13 protein-coding genes are annotated in these 19876 nt (G+C 69.1%); 9 read left to right on the top strand and 4 right to left on the bottom strand.

Going from position 1 to position 19876, the window contains the following annotated elements; genetic code table 11:
* The first annotated feature begins 357 nt into the window (after positions 1-357).
* From ACBJ32_RS31900 to ACBJ32_RS31890, 3 genes are read left to right on the top strand one after another with little or no spacing between them, the layout of a single operon-like run.
* A complete protein-coding gene (locus tag ACBJ32_RS31900) occupies positions 358-3078 on the top strand; it encodes a beta-L-arabinofuranosidase domain-containing protein (RefSeq protein WP_375129874.1) in 2721 nt (906 codons plus the stop codon).
* Complete coding sequence (locus ACBJ32_RS31895) at positions 3075-5087, top strand: family 43 glycosylhydrolase (RefSeq protein ID WP_375129873.1); 2013 nt, start codon at positions 3075-3077, stop codon at positions 5085-5087. The genes ACBJ32_RS31900 and ACBJ32_RS31895 overlap by 4 nt, the downstream gene beginning before the upstream one ends.
* A 15-nt stretch (positions 5088-5102) precedes the next feature.
* Complete coding sequence (locus ACBJ32_RS31890; RefSeq protein WP_375129872.1) at positions 5103-6557, top strand: non-reducing end alpha-L-arabinofuranosidase family hydrolase; 1455 nt, start codon at positions 5103-5105, stop codon at positions 6555-6557.
* 51 nt (positions 6558-6608) lie between these two features.
* Here ACBJ32_RS31890 and ACBJ32_RS31885 read toward each other — a convergent pair whose 3' ends face one another.
* From ACBJ32_RS31885 to ACBJ32_RS31870, 4 genes are all read right to left on the bottom strand, one after another.
* Positions 6609-9527: a family 43 glycosylhydrolase gene (locus ACBJ32_RS31885; RefSeq protein WP_375129871.1), complete on the bottom strand. Its 2919-nt coding sequence runs from the start codon at positions 9525-9527 to the stop codon at positions 6609-6611.
* Positions 9528-9616: 89 nt separating this feature from the next.
* A complete protein-coding gene (locus ACBJ32_RS31880) occupies positions 9617-10447 on the bottom strand; it encodes a carbohydrate ABC transporter permease (protein WP_375129870.1) in 831 nt (276 codons plus the stop codon).
* Entirely contained in the window at positions 10444-11388 is a 945-nt protein-coding gene (locus ACBJ32_RS31875) for a sugar ABC transporter permease (RefSeq protein ID WP_357891679.1), read from the bottom strand. Before ACBJ32_RS31875 ends, ACBJ32_RS31880 begins: the two co-directional genes overlap by 4 nt.
* Before the next feature lies 1 nt (position 11389).
* Positions 11390-12664 carry an ABC transporter substrate-binding protein gene (locus tag ACBJ32_RS31870; protein ID WP_375129869.1) on the bottom strand — a complete coding sequence of 425 codons (1275 nt, stop codon included), beginning with the start codon at positions 12662-12664 and terminating at the stop codon, positions 11390-11392.
* A gap of 209 nt (positions 12665-12873) precedes the next feature.
* On the opposite strand from ACBJ32_RS31870, the gene ACBJ32_RS31865 reads away from it, so the two are divergent.
* The 6 genes from ACBJ32_RS31865 to yjfF all read left to right on the top strand — a co-directional run bounded on the left by ACBJ32_RS31865 (position 12874) and on the right by yjfF (position 19741).
* Positions 12874-13917 (top strand): LacI family DNA-binding transcriptional regulator, encoded by a 1044-nt coding sequence (locus ACBJ32_RS31865; protein ID WP_375129868.1) that lies wholly within the window; start codon positions 12874-12876, stop codon positions 13915-13917.
* A gap of 228 nt (positions 13918-14145) precedes the next feature.
* Positions 14146-15150, top strand: coding sequence for a LacI family DNA-binding transcriptional regulator (locus tag ACBJ32_RS31860; protein ID WP_357891688.1), 1005 nt, complete (start codon positions 14146-14148; stop codon positions 15148-15150).
* A gap of 32 nt (positions 15151-15182) precedes the next feature.
* The gene (locus ACBJ32_RS31855; RefSeq protein ID WP_375129867.1) at positions 15183-16172 is read left to right on the top strand and encodes an ABC transporter substrate-binding protein; all 990 of its coding nucleotides are present in this window, start codon (positions 15183-15185) and stop codon (positions 16170-16172) included.
* Between the two features lie 55 nt (positions 16173-16227).
* Positions 16228-17739 carry a sugar ABC transporter ATP-binding protein gene (locus tag ACBJ32_RS31850; RefSeq protein ID WP_375129866.1) on the top strand — a complete coding sequence of 504 codons (1512 nt, stop codon included), beginning with the start codon at positions 16228-16230 and terminating at the stop codon, positions 17737-17739.
* Positions 17736-18767: an ABC transporter permease gene (locus tag ACBJ32_RS31845; protein WP_375129865.1), complete on the top strand. Its 1032-nt coding sequence runs from the start codon at positions 17736-17738 to the stop codon at positions 18765-18767. Before ACBJ32_RS31850 ends, ACBJ32_RS31845 begins: the two co-directional genes overlap by 4 nt.
* Positions 18764-19741, top strand: coding sequence for a galactofuranose ABC transporter, permease protein YjfF (gene yjfF, locus ACBJ32_RS31840; protein WP_357896314.1), 978 nt, complete (start codon positions 18764-18766; stop codon positions 19739-19741). Before ACBJ32_RS31845 ends, yjfF begins: the two co-directional genes overlap by 4 nt.
* Positions 19742-19876 lie beyond the last annotated feature (135 nt).

Below are 19876 nucleotides of genomic sequence, written 5' to 3'. Positions count from 1 at the left end.
GACCGTCGGATGTACTCCGCCACAGCGCGCCCAACGGAGTGGGCCACACAGCTCTGCATGATTGGTTGTTAGCGCTAACAAGTTGGATGGCCCCGTCCGCGATCCAGTGAAGGAGCCCAGGATGTCCCCTCTCATCCCCGGCGACGGCACACTCGTCGCGACCGGCACCCGCTCTGTTCGGCCCTGCTGGGCAGTCCGCGGAAGGCCTCCCGGCCCGACCGACGGGATGTTAACGCTAACACGCACACTGGCGGCGTCTCCTCCCCGGCCGCCCTGACCGGCGAGCCGGAGACCAGACCCGGTGAACTCGTGACCGGCGGCGGCCGGTCACCACCCCCCATCCCCAAGGAGTTCCGCATGTCCTTGAGCCGTCGTCAGCTCTTGCAGGCCGCGGGCGCGACCGCCGCGCTCTCGGTCGCCGGCCAGGTGGCCGGCGCGTCCCCCGCGCTGGCCGCACTCCCCTGGGCCAGATCCGACATCGGCGTCTCGGCCTACGAGTTCGATCTCGGCCAGGTCCGGCTGACCTCCGGTCGCCTGCTGGACAACCAGAACCGCACCCTCAGCTACCTGCGCTTCGTCGACGTCGACCGGCTCCTCTACGTCTTCCGGGCCAACCACCGGCTCTCCACCGGCGGCGCGGCGGCCAACGGCGGCTGGGACGCACCCAGCTTCCCGTTCCGGTCCCACATGCAGGGCCACTTCCTGACGGCGTGGGCGCAGGCCTACGCCGTACTCGGCGACACCACCTGCCGCGACAAGGCCGCCTACATGGTGGCCGAGCTGGCCAGGTGCCAGGCGAACAACGGCGCCGCCGGATTCACCAGCGGTTACCTGTCCGGTTTCCCCGAGTCGGACATCACGGCCGTGGAGAACCGCACCCTGAGCAACGGCAACGTGCCGTACTACTGCATCCACAAGACCCTGGCCGGGTTGCTGGACGTCTGGCGGCTGATCGGCAACACCCAGGCCAGGGCCGTGCTGCTGGCCCTGGCCGGATGGGTGGACACCCGCACGTCGCGGCTCAGCTCCAGCCAGATGCAGGCCATGCTCGGCACCGAGTTCGGCGGCATGAACGCCGTGCTGACGGACCTGTACCAGATGACGGGCGACGCCCGCTGGCTGGCCACGGCCCGCAGGTTCGACCACGCGGCCGTGTTCGACCCGCTGGCCGCGGGCCAGGACCGGCTCAACGGGTTGCACGCCAACACGCAGGTGCCCAAGTGGATCGGGGCGGCCCGGGAGTACAAGGCGACGGGCACGACCCGCTACCGCGACATCGCCGCCAACGCCTGGTCCATCACCGTCGGCGCGCACACGTACGTGAACGGCTCCAACAGCCAGGCCGAGCACTTCCGCGCCCCCGACGCGATCGCCGCCCACCTGACCAGGGACACCGGCGAAGCCTGCAACACCTACAACATGCTCAAGCTGACCCGGGAGCTGTGGCTGCTGTCGCCGTCGCGGGCCGACTACTTCGACTACTACGAGAACGCGCTGCTCAACCACCTGATCGGGCAGCAGAACCCGGCCGACGCCCGCGGGCACGTCACCTACTTCACCCCGCTCAACCCGGGCGGGCGGCGGGGCGTCGGCCCGGCCTGGGGCGGAGGCACCTGGAGCACGGACTACAACTCCTTCTGGTGCTGCCAGGGCACCGGGATCGAGACCAACACCAAGCTGATGGACTCGATCTACTTCCACAACGGCACCACGCTGTTCGTGAACCTGTTCGTGCCCTCCACGCTCGACTGGAGCCAGCGCGGCATCACCGTCACCCAGTCCACCTCCTACCCGGTCGGCGACACCACGTCCTTACAGGTCACCGGCAACGTGGGCGGATCGTGGACGATGCGCATCCGCATCCCGGCCTGGACCCAGGGCGCGACGATCAGCGTCAACGGAGCCCAGCAGGACATCGCCGCCACGCCGGGCACCTACGCCGACCTCACCCGGACGTGGGCGCCGGGCGACACCGTGACCGTGCGGCTGCCCATGCGGGTGGTCATGAAGGCCGCCAACGACAACCCCGGCGTGCAGGCCGTCACCTACGGCCCTGTCGTGCTGTCGGGCGACTACGGCAACACCGCCCTCTCGTCGGCCCCCACCCTCACCCCTTCCTCGATCGCCCGGACCAGCACCTCCTCGCTGGCCTTCACGGCCACGGCCAACGGGGCGCAGGTGCGGCTGGCGCCGTTCTACGACGCCCACGACCACAACTACGTCGTCTACTGGAACACCGGTGGCGGCACCGGCACGGCGAGCTTCCGGCTGGTCAACGCGGCCAGCGGGCTGGCCCTCGGCATCCAGAACATGTCCACCGCCGACGGCGGCCTGGCCCTGCAGTGGACCGACAACGGCACCGCCGACCACGACTGGGTCCCGGTCACCGACGGCGGCGCCCTGCGCTTCCGCAACGTGCACAGCGGCAAGGTGCTCGGGGTCGAGAACATGTCGACCGCCGACAACGCCCGGGTGCTCCAGTGGGGCGACACCGGCACCGCCGACCACCGCTGGACGGTCACCGACGCCGGGGACGGCTCCGTCAAGATCCGCAACGTGCACAGCTCCAAGCTGCTCGGCATCCAGAACGGCTCGACGGCCAACGGCGCCCAGGTCGTCCAGGACTCCGACAACGGCCGCCCGGACAACCAGTGGCGGTTCGTGCCGAACGGCGCGCGGCGCCTCCAGAACGTCGGCACCGGGATGGTGCTCGGCGTCACCGGCATGTCCACGGCCGACGGCGCGCTCGTCGTGCAGTGGGGCGACACCGGCACCGCCGACCACCTGTGGACGGCGATCGTCGACACGGGCGGCTACCTGCGGCTGCGCAACTCCCACAGCCAGAAGGTGCTGGGCGTGGAGAACATGGGCACCGCTGCCGGGTCGCGCGTCGTGCAGTGGGCCGACAACGGCACCGCCGACCACCGCTGGCGGCTGCGTTACGGGTCGGGTGCCGCCTTCCGCATCCAGTGCGCCGGCGGCGGCCGGGTCCTCGGCCTGGCCGGCGTGTCGCAGGGCGCGCAGGTCGTGCTCGCCGACGACAACGGCACGAACAACAACCTCTGGAGGTTCCTGTGAGGCGCCTGCTCGCGGTTCTGTCGTCCCTGCTTCTCGTGGGCGTGTTCCTCACGCCCACGGCGTCGGCCGCGACGGTCGACACGAACGCCTGGTACGTCCTGGTCAACCGCAACAGCGGCAAGGCGCTGGACGTCTACAACCTGTCCACCGCCGACGGCGGCCGCATCACCCAGTGGACCCGTAACAACGGCAACCAGCAGCAGTGGCAGTTCGTCGACTCCGGCGGCGGCTACTACCGCATCAAGTCCCGCCACTCCGGCAAGGTCCTGGACGTCTACAACTTCTCCACCGCCAACGGCGGCGCGATCGTGCAGTGGGCCGACGGCAACGGCACCAACCAGCAGTGGCGGCTGGCCGACAGCCCGGACGGCCACGTGCGGTTCATCTCCCGCCACAGCAACAAGGCCCTCGAAGTGCAGGGCGCCGCCACCGCCGACGGCGCCAACATCGTCCAGTACGACGACTGGGGCGGCAACAACCAGCAATGGCAGCTCGTCCGCGTGGACGGCGGCGGCAGCGGCTACACCAACCCGGTCGTCTGGCAGGACTTCGCCGACGGCGACATCATCCGGGTCGGCGACGCCTACTACTACTCGGCCTCGACCATGCACTACTCTCCGGGCGCGCCGATCCTGCGCTCCTACAACCTCGTGGACTGGGAGTACGCCGGCCACTCGGTTCCCAGGCTCGACTTCGGCTCGGGCGCCTACGACCTCAACGGCGGCCGGGCGTACGTGAAGGGCATCTGGGCCTCGACCCTGAACCACCGGCCCAGCAACAACACCTACTACTGGATCGGCTGCGTCGAGTTCAACCGGACCTACGTCTACACCGCCTCCGCCGTGGACGGCACGTGGACCAAGCGCTCGCAGATCAACAACTGCTACTACGACGCCGGCCTGCTGATCGACACCGACGACACCATGTACGTCGCCTACGGCAACGGCACCATCAGCGTCGCCCAGCTCTCGGCCGACGGGCTCAGCCAGGTGCGCGCCCAGCAGGTGTTCCAGACCCCGAGCAGCGTCGGCACCCTGGAGGGCGCCCGCTTCTACAAGCGGAACGGCTACTACTACATCTGGCTGACCCGCCCCGCCAACGGCCAGTACGTGCTCCGCTCCACCTCGCCGTGGGGCCCGTACGAGATGCGCCAGGTCCTGCTCGACATGCCCGGCCCCATCTCCGGCGGCGGCGTCCCCCACCAGGGCGGGCTCGTCCAGACGCAGAACGGCGACTGGTACTACATGTCGTTCGTCGACGCCTACCCCGGCGGCCGGGTCCCGGCGCTCGCGCCGATCACCTGGAGCGGCGACTGGCCGACCGTGCAGACCGTCAACGGCGGCTGGGGGGTCACCTACCCGAAGCCGAACATCCAGACCAGCCGCACCGTGGCGTCCATGATCGGCCCCGACACCTTCACCTCGGGCAGCCTCGGCCACCGCTGGGAGTGGAACCACAACCCCGACACCAGCCGCTTCTCCACCGGCAACGGCCTGCGACTGCAGACCGCGACCGTCACCGGCGACCTCTACAACGCCCGCAACACGCTGACCCACCGCATCCAGGGCCCGTCGTCCACGGCGACGATCGAACTCGACTATTCGCAGATGAGCAACGGCGACCGCGCCGGGCTGGCCATGCTGCGCGACCAGTCGGCCTGGATCGGCGTCAAGCGTGACAACGGCGTCAACCGGGTCGTGATGACGAACGGCCTGACCATGAACAGCTCGTGGCAGACCACCGGCACCGGCACCGAGGCGGCGAGCGCGGCCGTCTCGGGCGGCCGGATCTGGTTGCGGGTCAACGCCGACATCCGGCCGGGGTCCGGCAGGCAGGCCCGCTTCTCCTACAGCACCGACGGCAGCACGTTCGTGAGTCTCGGCCCGGCCTTCACGTTGAACAACGCCTGGCAGTTCTTCATGGGCTACCGCTTCGGGATCTTCAACTACGCCACCCAGTCCCTCGGCGGCGCGGTCACCGTACGCCGCTTCGACCTCACCACCCCCTGACAGAAAGGAACAGACGTGACATTCAAACCCCTGTCCGTCCTCGCGACGGTGGCCACCTTACTGGCGAGCCTGTTCATCGCCCTGCAGACCCAGCCCGCCAACGCTGCCACCGTCGACACCAACGCCTGGTACGTCCTGGTCAACCGCAACAGCGGCAAGGCCCTGGACGTCTACAACCTCGCCACCAGCGACGGCGCCCGCATCACCCAGTGGGCCAGGAACAACCAGAACCAGCAGCAGTGGCAGTTCGTCGACTCCGGCGGCGGCTACTACCGCATCAAGTCGCGCCACTCCGGCAAGGTACTCGACGTGCACAACTTCTCCACCGCCAACGGCGGCGCGATCGTGCAGTGGAGCGACACCAACGGCACCAACCAGCAGTGGCGGCTGGCCGACAGCTCGGACGGCCACGTGCGGTTCATCTCCCGGCACAGCAACAAGGCCCTGGAGGTCCAGGGCGCCTCCACCGCCGACGGCGCCAACATCGTCCAGTACGACGACTGGGGCGGCAACAACCAGCAGTGGCAGCTCGTCCGCGTGGACGGCGGCGGCAACCCCGGCGAGTGCGATCTTCCCTCCACCTACCGCTGGACCTCGACAGGCCCCCTCGCCACCCCCAAGGCGGGCTGGGTCTCCCTCAAGGACTTCACCGTCGCCCCCTACAACGGCCGGCACCTCGTCTACGCCACCACGCACGACACGGGCACGAGGTGGGGCTCGATGAACTTCAGCCTCTTCACCAACTGGTCCGAAATGGCCACGGCCAGCCAGAACACGATGTCGAACTCCACTGTCGCGCCCACGCTGTTCTACTTCGCACCCAAGAACATCTGGGTGCTCGCCTACCAGTGGGGCGGCACCGCCTTCTCCTACCGCACCTCCAGCGACCCCACCAACCCCAACGGCTGGTCCGCGCAGCAGGTGCTCTTCTCCGGCAGCATCTCCGGCTCCGGCACAGGCCCCATCGACCAGACCCTCATCGGTGACGGCACCAACATGTACCTGTTCTTCGCCGGCGACAACGGCAAGATCTACCGGGCCAGCATGCCCATCGGCAACTTCCCCGGCAGCTTCGGCAGCAACTCCACAGTGATCATGAGCGACACCACGAACAACCTGTTCGAAGCCGTCCAGGTCTACAAGCTCCAGGGCCAGAACAAGTACCTCATGATCGTCGAAGCGATCGGCTCCCAGGGCCGCTACTTCCGCTCGTTCACCGCCACCAGCCTCAACGGCTCGTGGACTCCTCAGGCCGCCACCGAGGGCAACCCCTTCGCCGGCAAGGCCAACAGCGGCGCCACCTGGACCAACGACATCAGCCACGGTGAACTGATCCGCACCAGCGCCGACCAGACCATGACTGTCGACCCCTGCAACCTGCAGCTCCTCTACCAGGGACGCAGCCCCAACTCCGGCGGTGACTACGGCCTCCTGCCCTACCGGCCGGGCCTGCTGACACTGCAGCGCTGATGGTCAGGGGCGGCCCGGACCACCGGGCCGCCCCCCGTCAGAGGAGAGGAGTCAACGGCAGGAGCGGGCGGCGTACGGCGCGACCAGCGACGCCCGCACCGGCTTGCCGGGCACGCGCGCGGTCACGGTCACCGTCACCTCGCCGGCCGGCACGCTCGCCGCCCGGGCCGGGAACGACCGGGACTTCTGCTCGCCGGCCGGGATCGTCCCGAGCGGCTTCGTCCCGTAGGGCGAGCTCGCCCACGCCGACACGTGGGTCCGCTCGTTGTTCGTCACGCGAACCGTCAAGGTCACCTTGCCGCCCGTGCAGCGGGCCTCCGCCTGGGCGGACACCTCGAGCGACGGCGCGGCGGCCTTGAGCGTGCCGAGCCGGGCGAGCTGCCGGCTGAGCGCGCGTTCCGGCGCGTCGATCTGGTTCTGGGTGCCGAAGGCGCCGGCCCGCGCGGCCTTCGCGGCGGCGAGCGCGGCGCGCATCGCCGCCCAGGCGTCCTTCGGGTAGTCGCGCTTGTCGAGAGTGCCGGCATGGGCGATGGCCGCGTCGAGGCCGGTCGTGTCGAGCGGGCGGTCCTGCGCGGTCAGCGTGTCGCTGAGCAGGTAGTGGTCGAAGTCGACGTGCCCGCCCCGCTCCTGGGTGGCGTAGCTGAACAGGCCGACGCGGTGGCCCATGAAGTGCGCGAGGCTGCCGTCGAGGCTCTGCGGGCCGACGCGTCCGCCGAGCCGGGTCCAGTGGAGACCGTCGAGGCTGTAGGAGAACGTGGTCCACAACTGTCCGGGCGGTGAGGCGAAGTCGAGGTCCGCCTTCACGTGCACCTCCGTCACGTCTTCCAGAGCCACGGTCGTGCCCGGCAGGAAGCTCTCGAGGGCGGCCTGGTCGAGGTCGGCCGCGAACGGCTGCACGCGGTTGACGACGCCGAGCGTGCTGACGCCGCCCGCGCGCCTGACCGCGATGTAGGAGAAGCCGCGGTTGTAGGCGGCCAGGCCCGCGACATCGCCATCCTTCATGCCGGAGATGTCCATCTTTGTCTCGACGGACTGCCGCGGCCCGAACGTGCGCTGCGACAGCGTGTTGCGGGCCTCCTCGAACCAGGCCAGCTCGGGCCGGTCGGCGAGCTTGGTGTGGCGGTACGCGCCGGTGACGACCCTGCCGTTGGTCAGCCGCAGCCATCCGTCCCGGGCGGTGAGCGACCAGTAGCGGTTGTCGGGGGCGTGGTTCCACTGCCACACCGGGTCGAGCCGGGAGCCGTTGGCAGCGAGCTCCTCCTGCGCCGGGTACTCCGCCGTCACCGGCTGCCCGACGATCGACACGTCGTCGATCAGGTACTCCACGGTGGATGACGGCGGCTGCGGGCTGCCCCACGGCGTCTCCACCGCGAACCTGAACGCCTCCGGGTGCGCCGTCTCCGGCACGGTGTACTGGCCGGACACCGTCGTCCACTGGCCGGACGGGACCTCCTTCGAGGCCATCACCTGGACACCCGCGCCCCAGTCGGCGACGAGGTTGAACCGCACGCCGGCCGGGCCGGAGGTGTACTTGATCTTCGCTGACACGGTGTAGGTCACGCCGCGCTGCATCTTCCCGGCCAGGAACTGGTTCGGGCCGGAGCCGTTGAGCGTGCGGCCGCTCACCTTCAGCGCCGAACCGCCCGCGGCGGGATCGGTGGTGTCCCGGCCGAGGGTGGCGCCGTACTGCGCGCCCCACGGTGCGACCGTCTCGGCTTCGAAGCCCGGGTTGTCCAGGAGTTCGACGCCGATGAGCGTCTCGTCCACGTCGGGCGGCTCGGGGATCGTCCACTTCTCGTCCATGTACGCCTTGTGCGGGGCGTCGTTGGCGAAGTCGTCCGAGGCGACGATGCTCTTCTGGCGTTCGAGCGTCTCCTCCGCCTGGCTGAGCCTGATCGGCTTGCGGAGCAGGCCGTCCACCGGCACGGCCCCGTTGTCGCCGAAGGTCGGCCAGCCGTCCTGCCAGGTGGCGGGGATGAGCGCCGGGATGCGGCCGATCGGGAACGTGTCGCGGAAGAACATGCCGTACCAGTCCGTCCGGCCGCCCTCACGCGCGATGGGGACGAGGCTGCCCTGAGCGAAGCCGTTGGAGTTGAGCACCCCGCGCGCCTCGTAGGTGTTCACCCCGCCCGCCGACGTGTAGCGGCCCAGCAGCTCCTTCGAGCGGAGCATGACGACCTGGCGGCCCTGCCCCGGCGGCCAGGTGATGATGACCGCGTAGTAGTAACCGTCGATGTGGTAGAACTGGGCGCCCTCGAACAGGCCGCCGATGAAGGGCCTGCCGGCGTAGTCGCTCGCCCGGAAGATGTTCGGGTGGTCCTGCTCGATGGCGGTCAGGCCGGCGTCGAGGCGGACGGCGCTCGTGCCTCCGGAGCCGTAGAAGATGTACGGCGTGCCGTCGGTGTCGAAGAAGAGCGACGGGTCGTGCAGACTCCGGCCGAGCGCCGTTCGCTGCCAGGCGCCGTTCTCGATGTCGTCGGTGCGGTAGACGTAGGCGCCGCCGAGGTTGTTGGTGTTGAAGACGACGTAGAACACGCCGTCGTGATGGCGCAGGGAGGACGCCCACTGGCCCTGGCCGTACGACGACTGGCCGTTGCGCAGCGAGAAGGCGTCGCCGATGCTCGCGCGGTCGAAGACGTAGTTGACGATCTCCCAGTTCACCAGGTCGTAGGACTTCATGATCGGCGCACCCGGGCTGAGGTGCATCGTCGTGCTGATCATGTAGTAGACGTCCCTGCCCTCGCCGTTCTCGGCGGCCGGGACCCGCTCCACGCTGACGTCCGGCACGTCGGAGCGCAGGAGCGGCACGGAGTACGTGCCGTCCCCCTGGTCGGTCGAGGTGGAGGAGGGCTTCGGCGTCCATGGCGTGGCGGCCTCCGCCACGCTTCCCGTGGACACCAGGGCTGTGCTCAACAACACCGCTGCCACTCCCCCCGACCCGGCTGCGGACAGGTGGCTGAACTTGGACATGACGACGCTCCAGAAACGAGAGTAAGGCAATTGTTAGCGTTAACATCACGTGCCGCGGGCACGAGCATCCAGCTCACGGGCGCGCGGGATCAGCCCTTGAAGGCGCCGTCCATGATCCCGGCGACCATGCGCCTGCCGACGAAGACGAACAGCACGATCAGCGGCAGGGTGGCCAGGAAAGAGCCGGACATGGCCAGGCCGAGGTCCACCGTGTAGCTGTTCTGCAGCGCCTTGATGGCGATCTGCGCGGTGTACATCTCGGGCGACTTCAGCACGATGAACGGCCACAGGAAGTCGTTCCAGGCGGTGACGAACCCGAGCAGCCCCAGCACGAACGCGGCCGGCCGCACCAGCGGGAACGCGATCCGCCAGTAGATCTGCCAGGTGCCGGCCCCGTCGATGCGGGCGGCCTGCAGGATCTCGTCGCTGATCGTGGTGGCCAGGTGCTGGCGCATCCAGAAGATGCCGAACGCGCTGGCCAGCCCCGGCACGATGAGCGCCTGCAGGGTGTCCACCCACCCCAGCGACGAGATGATCATGTATTGCGGGATGACGGCGAGCTGGGTCGGCACGGTCATGGTCAGCACGACGACGAGGAACAGCGCGTTGCGGCCGGGGAAGCGCAGCTTGGCGAAGGCGAACCCGGCCAGCGAGCACAACACGGCGTGCCCCACGCCGATCGTGCCGGCCACGACGAGGCTGTTGACGATCGAGCGGACGAACGGCACGGTCGAGAACACCAGCCCGGCCAGATGGAAGAAGTTCCCGCCGGGAACGACCTCCGGCGGCAGCCTGGTGGCGGTCGCCGTGTCGGTCGTGGCCACCACGAACATCCAGTACAGCGGGAACACGCAGGCCAGCGTGGCCACCGCGAGCAGCAGGTAGGTCCACCAGCGGACCCGGTCGGCCTTCTTCATCATCGCTCCGGGCGGATACGGGCGGACAGGACGTAGTTGAGCGCCGCGATGGCGATGATCAGCACGAACAGCGCCACGCCGATGGCCGCGCCGTAGCCGAACTGGAACCGGCCGAAGCCCTGCTCGTACAGGAAGAGCGTGAGCGTCTGGCACTGCCGCACCGGCCCGCAGGTCAGCGGCGCGGAACGGGAGACGAGCAGCGGTTCGGTGAAGATCTGCAGGCCGCCGATCGTGGAGGTGACCACGGTGAACACGATGACCGGGCGCAGCGACGGGATGGAGATGTGCCGGAACTGCTTCCACGCGCCGGCGCCGTCCACCGCGGCGGCCTCGTAGATCGTGCGGGGCACGGCCTGCAGCGAGGCCAGGTAGAGCAGGGTGGTGTAGCCGAACCAGCGCCAGGTCACCATCACGGCGATCATCACGTGACTCCCCCACCCCGACTGCAGGAAGTCGATCGGCCCCACGCCGGCGAGTCCGAGCAGCCAGTTGAGCAGGCCGTAGTCACGGTCGAACATCTGGGCGAAGACGATCGTGGTGGCCGCCACCGAGGTGATGTACGGCACCAGCATCGACATGCGGAAGAACACCGCCAGCCGGAGCCGGGCGTGGTTGAGCAGGTGCGCCAGCACCAGCGCGATCAGCAGTTGCGGCACGGTGGACAGCAGCCAGATGCTGATCGTGTTCCAGGCCGCGTTCCAGAAGCGGGTGTCGCCGAGCAGCCGGGTGAAGTTGTCGAAGCCGATGAAGACGTGCTCGCCGATCGGGTTCCAGTCGAACAGCGCGACGTAGAAGGTGAACAGCAGCGGGACGAGCCCGAAGACCGCGAAGAGGAGGAAGAACGGGGCGATGTAGGCGTACGGGGCCACCCGCTCGGCCAGGCTCTGCCGCACCCGCGCCTCGGCCTCGGGCATGACCCGCGAGGGGCTGAGCGTCGTGGTCACGTCACTTGCCGATCGCGGTCTTGATGTTGGCCAGCGCCGCGTCCCACGCCTTGGCGGGATCGCCCTTGCCCTGCTCGACGTTCGTGATGGCGTTCAGGAACTCCTGGCCGATGGCGGAGCTGTCCGGCCCGATGAGGAACGGCTTGAGCCCGAGCAGCGAGTCGGTGTAGATCTTCCCGGTGGGCGCGTCGGAGAAGAACGGGTCCTTCAGGCCGGTGAGCTTGGGATCCTGGTAGACCGACGGCGTGGTGGGCAGCGCGCCGGAGTCGGCGAAGTGGTCGAGCTGGCCTTGCGGCGACTGAGTCTTGGAGATGTAGTCCCAGGCCGCCTTCGGGTTGGCCGCGCCCTTGGGGATGGCCAGGTAGCTGCCGCCCCAGTTGCCGGAGCCGCCCGGGATCGTGGCGATGTCCCACTTGCCCTTGGTGCCGGGGGCGTTGTCACGGATGGAGCCGAGCATCCACGACGGCGCGGAGACCACGGCGAAGTCGCCCTTGCCCATCCCCACGCTCCAGCCCTCCTCGAAGGAGTCCTGCTTGGCGGTGATCCCGGCCTGCACGGTCTTGATCGCCAGGTCGAAGGCCGTCCTGACCTGCGGGCTGGTGGCGTAGACGACGTTGCCCGAAGGGTCGTAGTACTTCTGCGGGCCCTGGTTGACGGCCTGGTAGAACACGCTGGTGGCGGCGTTGTCGACGAACGCCTTGCCGGTGGCGGCGGTGTACTTCTTGCCGGTCTCGATGAAGGCGTCCCAGGTCGGCCAGAGCTTGCTCACCTCCTCGCGGTCGGTGGGCAGCCCGGCCTCCTTGAACAGGTCGGTCCGGTAGGCCACGGCCATGCCTCCCACGTCGGTGGGGATGCCGATGATCTCGCCGCTCTTGGCCGTGGACTGGCTGATCACCCAGTCGAGGTAGTCGCCCTTGATCTTGTCGGCGCCGTACTGCCGCAGGTCCTGGAAGTTCTGCGGCTGCTGGACGAACTTCGGCAGGTCATCGCCCTGGATGAGCACCAGGTCGGGCACCTTGCCCCCGGCCAGCGCCGTGGTCAGCGCCTGTGCGGTCTCCACCGAGGTGCCCACTTCGGTGAGCTTCACCTCAACGCCCGGGTTGGCCTTCTGGTAGTCCTCGACGGACTTCTTCTGGTTGATGCCGGTGAACGACCAGAACTCGAACGACTTGCCGTCGCCTGACGGCTGCGCCGATCCACCGCTGCCTCCGCAGGCGGCGGCGGTGAGGACGAGCGCTGCGGCGAGCACGATCGGTGCGGTTGTACGGAGCTTCACAGGTGATCTCTTCCTGAGCCGTGCGGCCCATGGACGGGGGGTCGTGCTGCGCTCCTTCGGAAATACGCGCAGCTCAGAAACTTTCGGAAATAGTCACGATCGTTAATGCGGGACCATACGTGCGGGCTCCGAAATTCGTCAAGAACTTGCTCGCAAGAACACCGAAACGTGAGCGAGGTGGCGCCGAAACTGATCGTTAGAAGTCCGCCATGAGCACGGCCGATGGCTCGCCCGACGACGGCGCCACCAAGTCCCAGCCGTTGACCATCGCGCAGCTCGCGGAGCTGGCCCGAGTCTCCACCGCCACGGTCTCGAAGGTCGTCAACGGCCGCGCCGAGGTCGGGCCCGAGACCCGCGCCCTCATCGAGCGGCTCATCCGCGAGCACGGCTACCGGCCGCAACGGCGCCGCGCGGCCTGCGCACCCCTGGTCGAGCTGGTCTTCCACGCGCTGGAAGGCGAATATCCCACCGAGATCGCCAAGGGGGTCGAGCAGGTGACGCGCGAGCACCGGCTGGCCGTGGTGCTCTCGCAGCTGCAGCACCGCGACACCCCGGGCAAGGGTTGGATCGAGGGCGTGCTGAGCCGCCGTCCCATCGGGGTGATCTCGGTGTTCTCCAGCTTGACCGAGGCGCAGCGCGAGCAGCTCGCGACCCGCGGCATCCCCCTCGTCCTGCTCGATCCGAGGGGCGATCCCGCTCCTGCGGTTCCCTCGGTGGGCGCGAGCAACTGGAACGGCGGGCTGATGGCGACGCGCCACCTGCTCGGCCTGGGGCACCGGCGCATCGCCGCCATCGCCGGGCCCGACTACGCCCTCGCCAGCCGGGCCCGGCTGGACGGATTCCGCACCGCGCTCGACATGGCCGGCGTCCCGGTCGACCCGGAGCTGATCGGCCGGGGCGATTTCCTCGTCGAGGGCGGCCTGGCCGAGGCCGAGCGGCTGCTGCGGCTGCCCTGCCCGCCGACGGCCATCTTCACCTGCAACGACGGCCAGGCCGCCGGCGTCTACCGCGCCGCCTACCGGCTCGGCCTGCGCGTCCCCGACGACGTGAGCGTGGTGGGCTTCGACGACCTGCCCGCGGTCCGGTGGATGAACCCGCCCCTGACCACGGTCCGCCAGCCGCTCACCGAGATGGCCTCCGCCGCCACCGAGATGCTGCTCAAGCTGGCGCGAGGCGAGTTCCCGGCCCGGCATCGCGTGGAACTCGGCACCGAACTGATCATCAGGGAGAGCACCGCGCCGGCGGCAGGCTGACGAAAGTTAATCGAGTTTTGCCCGAAAACAATCCTTGACAGCTTTCGGCGCGGCGACCTAGCGTGTCGCCCACCACGGCCGCGAACACACTCGCGATGTTAACGCTAACAGCCGTGCGACGCCGAGGAGCTCCCCACTCATGAAGCGATCCGCCCTGCTCTCAGCACCCACAACCCTCCGCCGGAAGGGGACGCCTTGGGGCCACCTGCCGAGCGCCACCTGCCGGTCATGGCTGATGTGGCCAAACTCGCCGGCGTGTCGCACCAGACCGTCTCGCGGGTGCTCAACGACCATCCGAAGGTCCGGGAGGAGACGCGCGCGCGTGTCCTGCACGCCATCGACGTCCTCGGCTACCGCCGCAACCTGACCGCGCGGGCGCTGGTCACCCGGCGCTCGCACCGGCTCGGGGTGGTCAGCTTCGACACCACGCTGTACGGCCCGGCCAGCACCGTCTACGGCATCGAACAGGCCACCAGGGCAGCCGGCTACTTCGTCAGCATCATGAGCCTGCGCACCATCGACCGGGCCGGGGTCAACGAGGCCATCGGCCACCTGGCCGAGCAGGGCGTGGACGGCGTGGTCGTGGTCGCGCCGCAACGCGCTGCGGCGCAGGCCCTCGCCGACCTGCCCGCGGGGCTGCCGGCGGTGGCGGTCGAGGGCCGGCACGGAGGCGACGTGTCCGTGGTCAGCGTGGACCAGGTCGAAGGAGCCCGGCAGGCGACCGCCTACCTGCTCGGCCTCGGTCACGAAACCGTCTGGCACGTCAGCGGCCCGGACGACTGGCTGGAGGCGGAGGGACGGCGCGAGGGCTGGCGCGCCGCCCTGTCGGTTGCCGGCCGGGCGATCCCCGAGCCGCTGACGGGCGACTGGACCCCCAGATCCGGATACCGGGCCGGCAAGATCCTGGCCGGCCGTGTCGCCGAGGTCACCGCGGTGTTCGTGGCCAACGACCAGATGGCGCTCGGCCTGCTGCGGGCGTTCTCGGAGGCCGGTGTCAAGGTGCCCGAGCAGGTGAGCGTGGTGGGCTTCGACGACATCCCGGAAGCGGCGTACTTCACCCCCGCGCTGACCACGGTCCGGCAGGACTTCGGCGAGGTCGGCCGGCTCAGCATCGGCCTGCTGCTCAAGCAGATCGAGCCGGCCGAGCCGTTCGGCCACGAGCACCTGATCGTGCCTCCTCAGCTCATCGCCCGCGACAGCACCGACAGGGCGAGAACCGCTCTGCTTCATTGATCGATTTCACCAACAGGACAAGGAAGGTCGTCATGTCGAAGAGAATGTCAGCGCTCATCCTGATCGCGGCCGGAGCGTTGTTAACCGCAGGCTGCGGCAGCAGCGGCGGCGGCACCACCAGCGCGGGTACGGACGGCGGCGCGGACTCGATCACCATGGGCTTCTCCCAGGTCGGTGCGGAGAGCGGCTGGCGGACCGCGAACACCAAGTCCGTCCAGGACTCGGCGAAGAACGCGGGCATCACGCTCAAGTTCTCCGACGCCCAGCAGAAGCAGGAGAACCAGATCAAGGCCATCCGCTCCTACATCCAGCAGAAGGTGGACGTGATCGCCTTCTCGCCGGTGGTGGAGTCGGGCTGGGACACGGTGCTGAAGGAGGCGCAGAACGCGAAGATCCCGGTCATCCTGACCGACCGCGCGGTCGACTCCAAGGACACCTCCCTCTACAAGACCTTCCTCGGCTCGGACTTCGTCGAGGAGGGCAAGAAGGCCGGCCAGTGGCTGGTGGAGGAGTACAAGGACACCAAGGACCCGGTGAACATCGTCGAGTTGCAGGGCACGACGGGCTCGGCGCCGGCCAACGACCGCAAGGCGGGCTTCGCCGAGGTCATCCAGGCCGACCCGAAGTTCAAGATCGTCGCCTCGCAGACCGGTGACTTCACGCGGGCCAAGGGCAAGGAGGTCATGGAGGCCTTCCTGAAGTCGACCCCGGACATCGACGTGCTGTACGCGCACAACGACGACATGGGGCTGGGCGCGATCGAGGCGATCGAGGGCGCGGGCAAGGTACCCGGCAAGGACATCAAGATCATCACCGTGGACGCGGTGAAGGACGGCATGCAGGCGCTGGCCGACGGGAAGATCAACTTCATCGTCGAGTGCTCGCCGCTGCTCGGCCCGCAGCTCATGGACCTGGCCAAGAAGGTCGTCAAGGGCGAGCAGGTGCCCGCCCGGGTGGTGACCGAGGAGACCACGTTCACGCAGGAGCAGGCCAAGCAGGTCCTGCCCACCCGCCAGTACTGATCGCACAGATGCCGGGCCGGCGGGGGCCGGTCCGGTGTCTCGTTGGAGGGGGTCCATGACCGTGTCCGCCCCGGTCCTGACGATGACCGGGATCAGCAAGCAGTTCCCCGGCGTGAAAGCACTCGACGGCGTCGACTTCCGGCTGCTGCCGGGCGAGGTGCACGCGCTGATGGGAGAGAACGGCGCCGGCAAGTCCACCCTCATCAAGGTGCTGACCGGCGTCCACGACATCGACGAGGGCCAGATCGAGCTGGAGGGCACCGGGGTGTCCTTCTCCAGCCCCCTGGCCGCCCAGCAGGCCGGCATCAGCACCGTCTACCAGGAGGTCAACCTCTGCACGAACCTGTCGGTGGCCGAGAACATCTTCATCGGCCGCGAGCCACGCCGCCGGGGACGCATCCTCTGGAAGGAGATGCGCCGACGCGCGGCCGGCATCCTGGCCCGCCTCGACCTGGACCTCGACGTGTCCGCCTCGTTGTCGTCGTACTCGCTGGCCATCCAGCAGATGGTGGCCATCGCGCGCGCCGTGGACATCCAGGCCAAGGTGCTCGTCCTCGACGAGCCCACCTCCAGCCTGGACGCCGGCGAGGTCGCCCAGCTCTTCAAGGTCATGCGGCGGCTCAAGGACGACGGCATCGCCATCCTGTTCGTCTCCCACTTCCTCGACCAGATCTACGAGATCTCCGACCGCATGACCATCCTGCGCAACGGGCGGCTCGTCGGCGAGTTCCTGACCGAGGAGCTGCCGCAGGTCGAGCTGGTCGCCAAGATGATCGGCCAGGAGCTGGCCGAGCTGGAGCGGCTGCACGGCGAGGCCAGGGCGTTCGACCGCCCGCTGGTCGAGGCGCGCGGGCTGGGCCGGGCCGGGGCGATCGAGCCGTTCAGCATGACCATCCACGAGGGCGAGGTCGTGGGCCTGGCGGGGCTGCTCGGCTCGGGGCGTACGGAGGTCGCCCGGCTGCTGTTCGGCGCCGATCACGCCGCGACCGGCTCGATTCACGTCAGCGGGAAACCCGCCACCCTGCGCAGCCCGCGCGCGGCCATGAGCCACGACATCGCCTTCTGCTCGGAGAACCGCCGCGCGGAGGGGCTCATCCCGGACCTCACCGTCCGCGAGAACCTCATCCTCGCCCTCCAGGCCGCCCGCGGCTGGATGCGCCCCATCCCACGGGGCAACCAGGGCGAGCTCGTCACCAGGTACATCGCCGCGCTGAACATCCGCCCGGCCGATCCCGACCAGCTCATCCGCAACCTCAGCGGCGGCAACCAGCAGAAGGTGCTGCTGGCCCGCTGGCTCATCCTCCAGCCCCGGCTGCTCATCCTCGACGAGCCCACCCGTGGCATCGACGTCGGCGCCAAGGCCGAGATCCAGCGCCTGGTGGCCGAGCTGTCCGACGGCGGCATGGCCGTGCTGTTCATCTCCGCCGAGCTGGAGGAGGTGCTGCGGCTCAGCCACCGGGTGGCCGTGCTGCGCGACCGCCGCCTGGTGGCCGAACTCGACAACGATCACCGTCTCACCACGGAGAGCCTCATGGAGACCATCGCGAGCGGAGGGCGCGCCTCATGAGACGCCTGTTGTGGCCACTGCTCGTCCTGGCCGCGCTGCTGCTGCTCAACGTCGCCTTCACCGACGGCTTCCTCAGCGTCCAGATCAAGGACGGCCACCTCTACGGCAGCCTCGTCGACATCGTCCGCTTCGGCGCCCCGCTCATCCTGGTCTCGATCGGCATGACCCTGGTCATCGCCACCGGCGGCATCGACCTGTCCGTCGGCTCCGTCGTCGCGATCGCCGGAGCCCTCGCCTGCCTGCGGATCAGCGGGCTCGACGAGCAGAACTCCATCGGCGGCGTGCTGGCCGCGGCCGGAATCGCCCTGGCGCTCTCGGCGGTCCTCGGGCTCTGGAACGGCCTGCTGGTGGCCGGGGTGGGCGTCCAGCCCATCATCGCCACCCTCATCCTCATGGTCGCCGGCCGCGGCCTGGCCCAGCTCATCACCGACGGGCAGATCATCACCGTCAACAGCGCCCCCTACAAGCTGATCGGCGGCGGCTACTGGCTCACCCTGCCGTTCGGCATCATCATCGTCGCGGTCATCTGGGCCGTCACGGCCTTCCTCACCCGCCGCCTCGCCCTCGGCCTGATCATCGAGTCGGTGGGCGGCAACCCCGAGGCCAGCCGGCTGGCCGGCATCGACTCCCGCCGGGTGATCGTCATGGCCTACACCGTCTGCGCCCTGTGCGCCGGCATCGCCGGCCTGATGATCAGCTCCAACGTCTCCAGCGCCGACGGCAACAACGCCGGCCTGTGGATCGAGCTGGACGCCATCCTCGCCGTCGTCATCGGCGGCACCTCGCTGGCCGGCGGCCGGTTCTCCCTGGGCGGCACCGTGCTCGGCGCCCTCATCATCCAGACGCTCACCACCACCATCTACTCCATCGGCGTCCCGCCCGAGACGACCCTGCTGTTCAAGGCGCTCGTCGTGACGGTCGTCTGCCTGCTGCAGTCCCCGGCCTTCCGCGCGAAGGTCTTCCACCGCCGCCGCCCGATCCCCGCACCCCGGGCAGCGGCCGACGAGAAGATGAAGGTTTCGGCATGACCACCCTCCTGGGCGCGGCCGGGCCCCTCCCGCGCAAGTACGTCCCCGTGCTGGTCACCGCCGGCCTGTTCGCGGCGATGTTCCTCGCCGGCGGCGTCCGCTACGAAGGCTTCGCCACCGGCCAGATCATCCTGAACGTCTTCATCGACAACGCCTTCCTGCTCGTGGTCGCCGTCGGCATGACCTTCGTCATCCTCACCGGCGGCATCGACCTGTCCGTCGGAGCCGTCGTCGCGCTCGCCACGATGATCTCCGCCAGCCTGCTCCAGGCCGGCTGGCCCTGGTGGGCGGTCATCGCCCTCGTGCTGGCCATGGGGACGCTGCTGGGCAGCGGCATGGGCGCCATCATCCACTATTTCGGCATCCAGCCGTTCATCGTCACCCTGGCCGGAATGTTCCTGGCCCGCGGCCTGTGCTACACCATCGGCACCGACTCCGTCCCCATCGCCGACGGCGCCTTCACCGCCATGGCGCAGACCAGGATCGACCTGTTCGCCGACCTGTGGATCTCCCCCAGCGTGCTCGTCACCACCGCCGTCGTGCTGGCGGCGGCGTACGTCCTGCACTACACCCGCTTCGGCCGCGCCGTCTACGCCATCGGCGGCAGCGAGCAGTCGGCGCTGCTCATGGGCCTCCCGGTGGCCCGCACCAGGATCACCGTCTACACCGTCAGCGGCCTGTGCTCCGCGCTCGGCGGCGTGCTGCTGTCGTTCTACATGCTCTCCGGCTACGGCCTGCACGCCGTCGGCATGGAGCTGGACGCCATAGCCGCCGTCGTCATCGGCGGCACCCTGCTCACCGGCGGCAGCGGATACCTGCTCGGCACCGTCCTCGGCGTGCTCGTCCTCGGACTGATCCAGACCGTCATCAGCTTCGAGGGCACGCTCAGCTCCTGGTGGACGAAGATCTTCATCGGCGCGCTGCTGCTCGTCTTCATCCTCCTGCAACGTCTCATGTCCAGACGCGGGACCTGACCCCGGGCCGCGGCAGCCTTGATCGTGGGAAGGCGGTACCGCCCGCCTTCCCGCACCCCGTGACTAGACTGCCGCCATGACCACGGAGTCGTCCCCTCTCACCATCGCCCAGCTCGCCGAGCTGGCCGGAGTCTC

This window comes from Nonomuraea sp. GTA35 (genome assembly GCF_041950525.1).
Lineage (GTDB): Bacteria > Actinomycetota > Actinomycetes > Streptosporangiales > Streptosporangiaceae > Nonomuraea.
Note: the sequence above shows the minus strand (reverse complement) of the source record. Positions and strands in the feature narration are given on the sequence as shown.

Excerpts from the sequence above, each read along its gene's own strand:
- ACBJ32_RS31900 (WP_375129874.1), top strand. The coding sequence starts at position 358 with ATGTCCTTGAGCCGTCGTCAGCTCTTGCAGGCCGCGGGCGCGACCGCC.
- ACBJ32_RS31885 (WP_375129871.1), bottom strand. The coding sequence starts at position 9,527 with ATGTCCAAGTTCAGCCACCTGTCCGCAGCCGGGTCGGGGGGAGTGGCA.
- ACBJ32_RS31880 (WP_375129870.1), bottom strand. The coding sequence starts at position 10,447 with ATGATGAAGAAGGCCGACCGGGTCCGCTGGTGGACCTACCTGCTGCTC.
- ACBJ32_RS31865 (WP_375129868.1), top strand. The coding sequence starts at position 12,874 with ATGAGCACGGCCGATGGCTCGCCCGACGACGGCGCCACCAAGTCCCAG.
- ACBJ32_RS31860 (WP_357891688.1), top strand. The coding sequence starts at position 14,146 with ATGGCTGATGTGGCCAAACTCGCCGGCGTGTCGCACCAGACCGTCTCG.
- ACBJ32_RS31855 (WP_375129867.1), top strand. The coding sequence starts at position 15,183 with ATGTCGAAGAGAATGTCAGCGCTCATCCTGATCGCGGCCGGAGCGTTG.
- ACBJ32_RS31850 (WP_375129866.1), top strand. The coding sequence starts at position 16,228 with ATGACCGTGTCCGCCCCGGTCCTGACGATGACCGGGATCAGCAAGCAG.
- ACBJ32_RS31845 (WP_375129865.1), top strand. The coding sequence starts at position 17,736 with ATGAGACGCCTGTTGTGGCCACTGCTCGTCCTGGCCGCGCTGCTGCTG.
- yjfF (WP_357896314.1), top strand. The coding sequence starts at position 18,764 with ATGACCACCCTCCTGGGCGCGGCCGGGCCCCTCCCGCGCAAGTACGTC.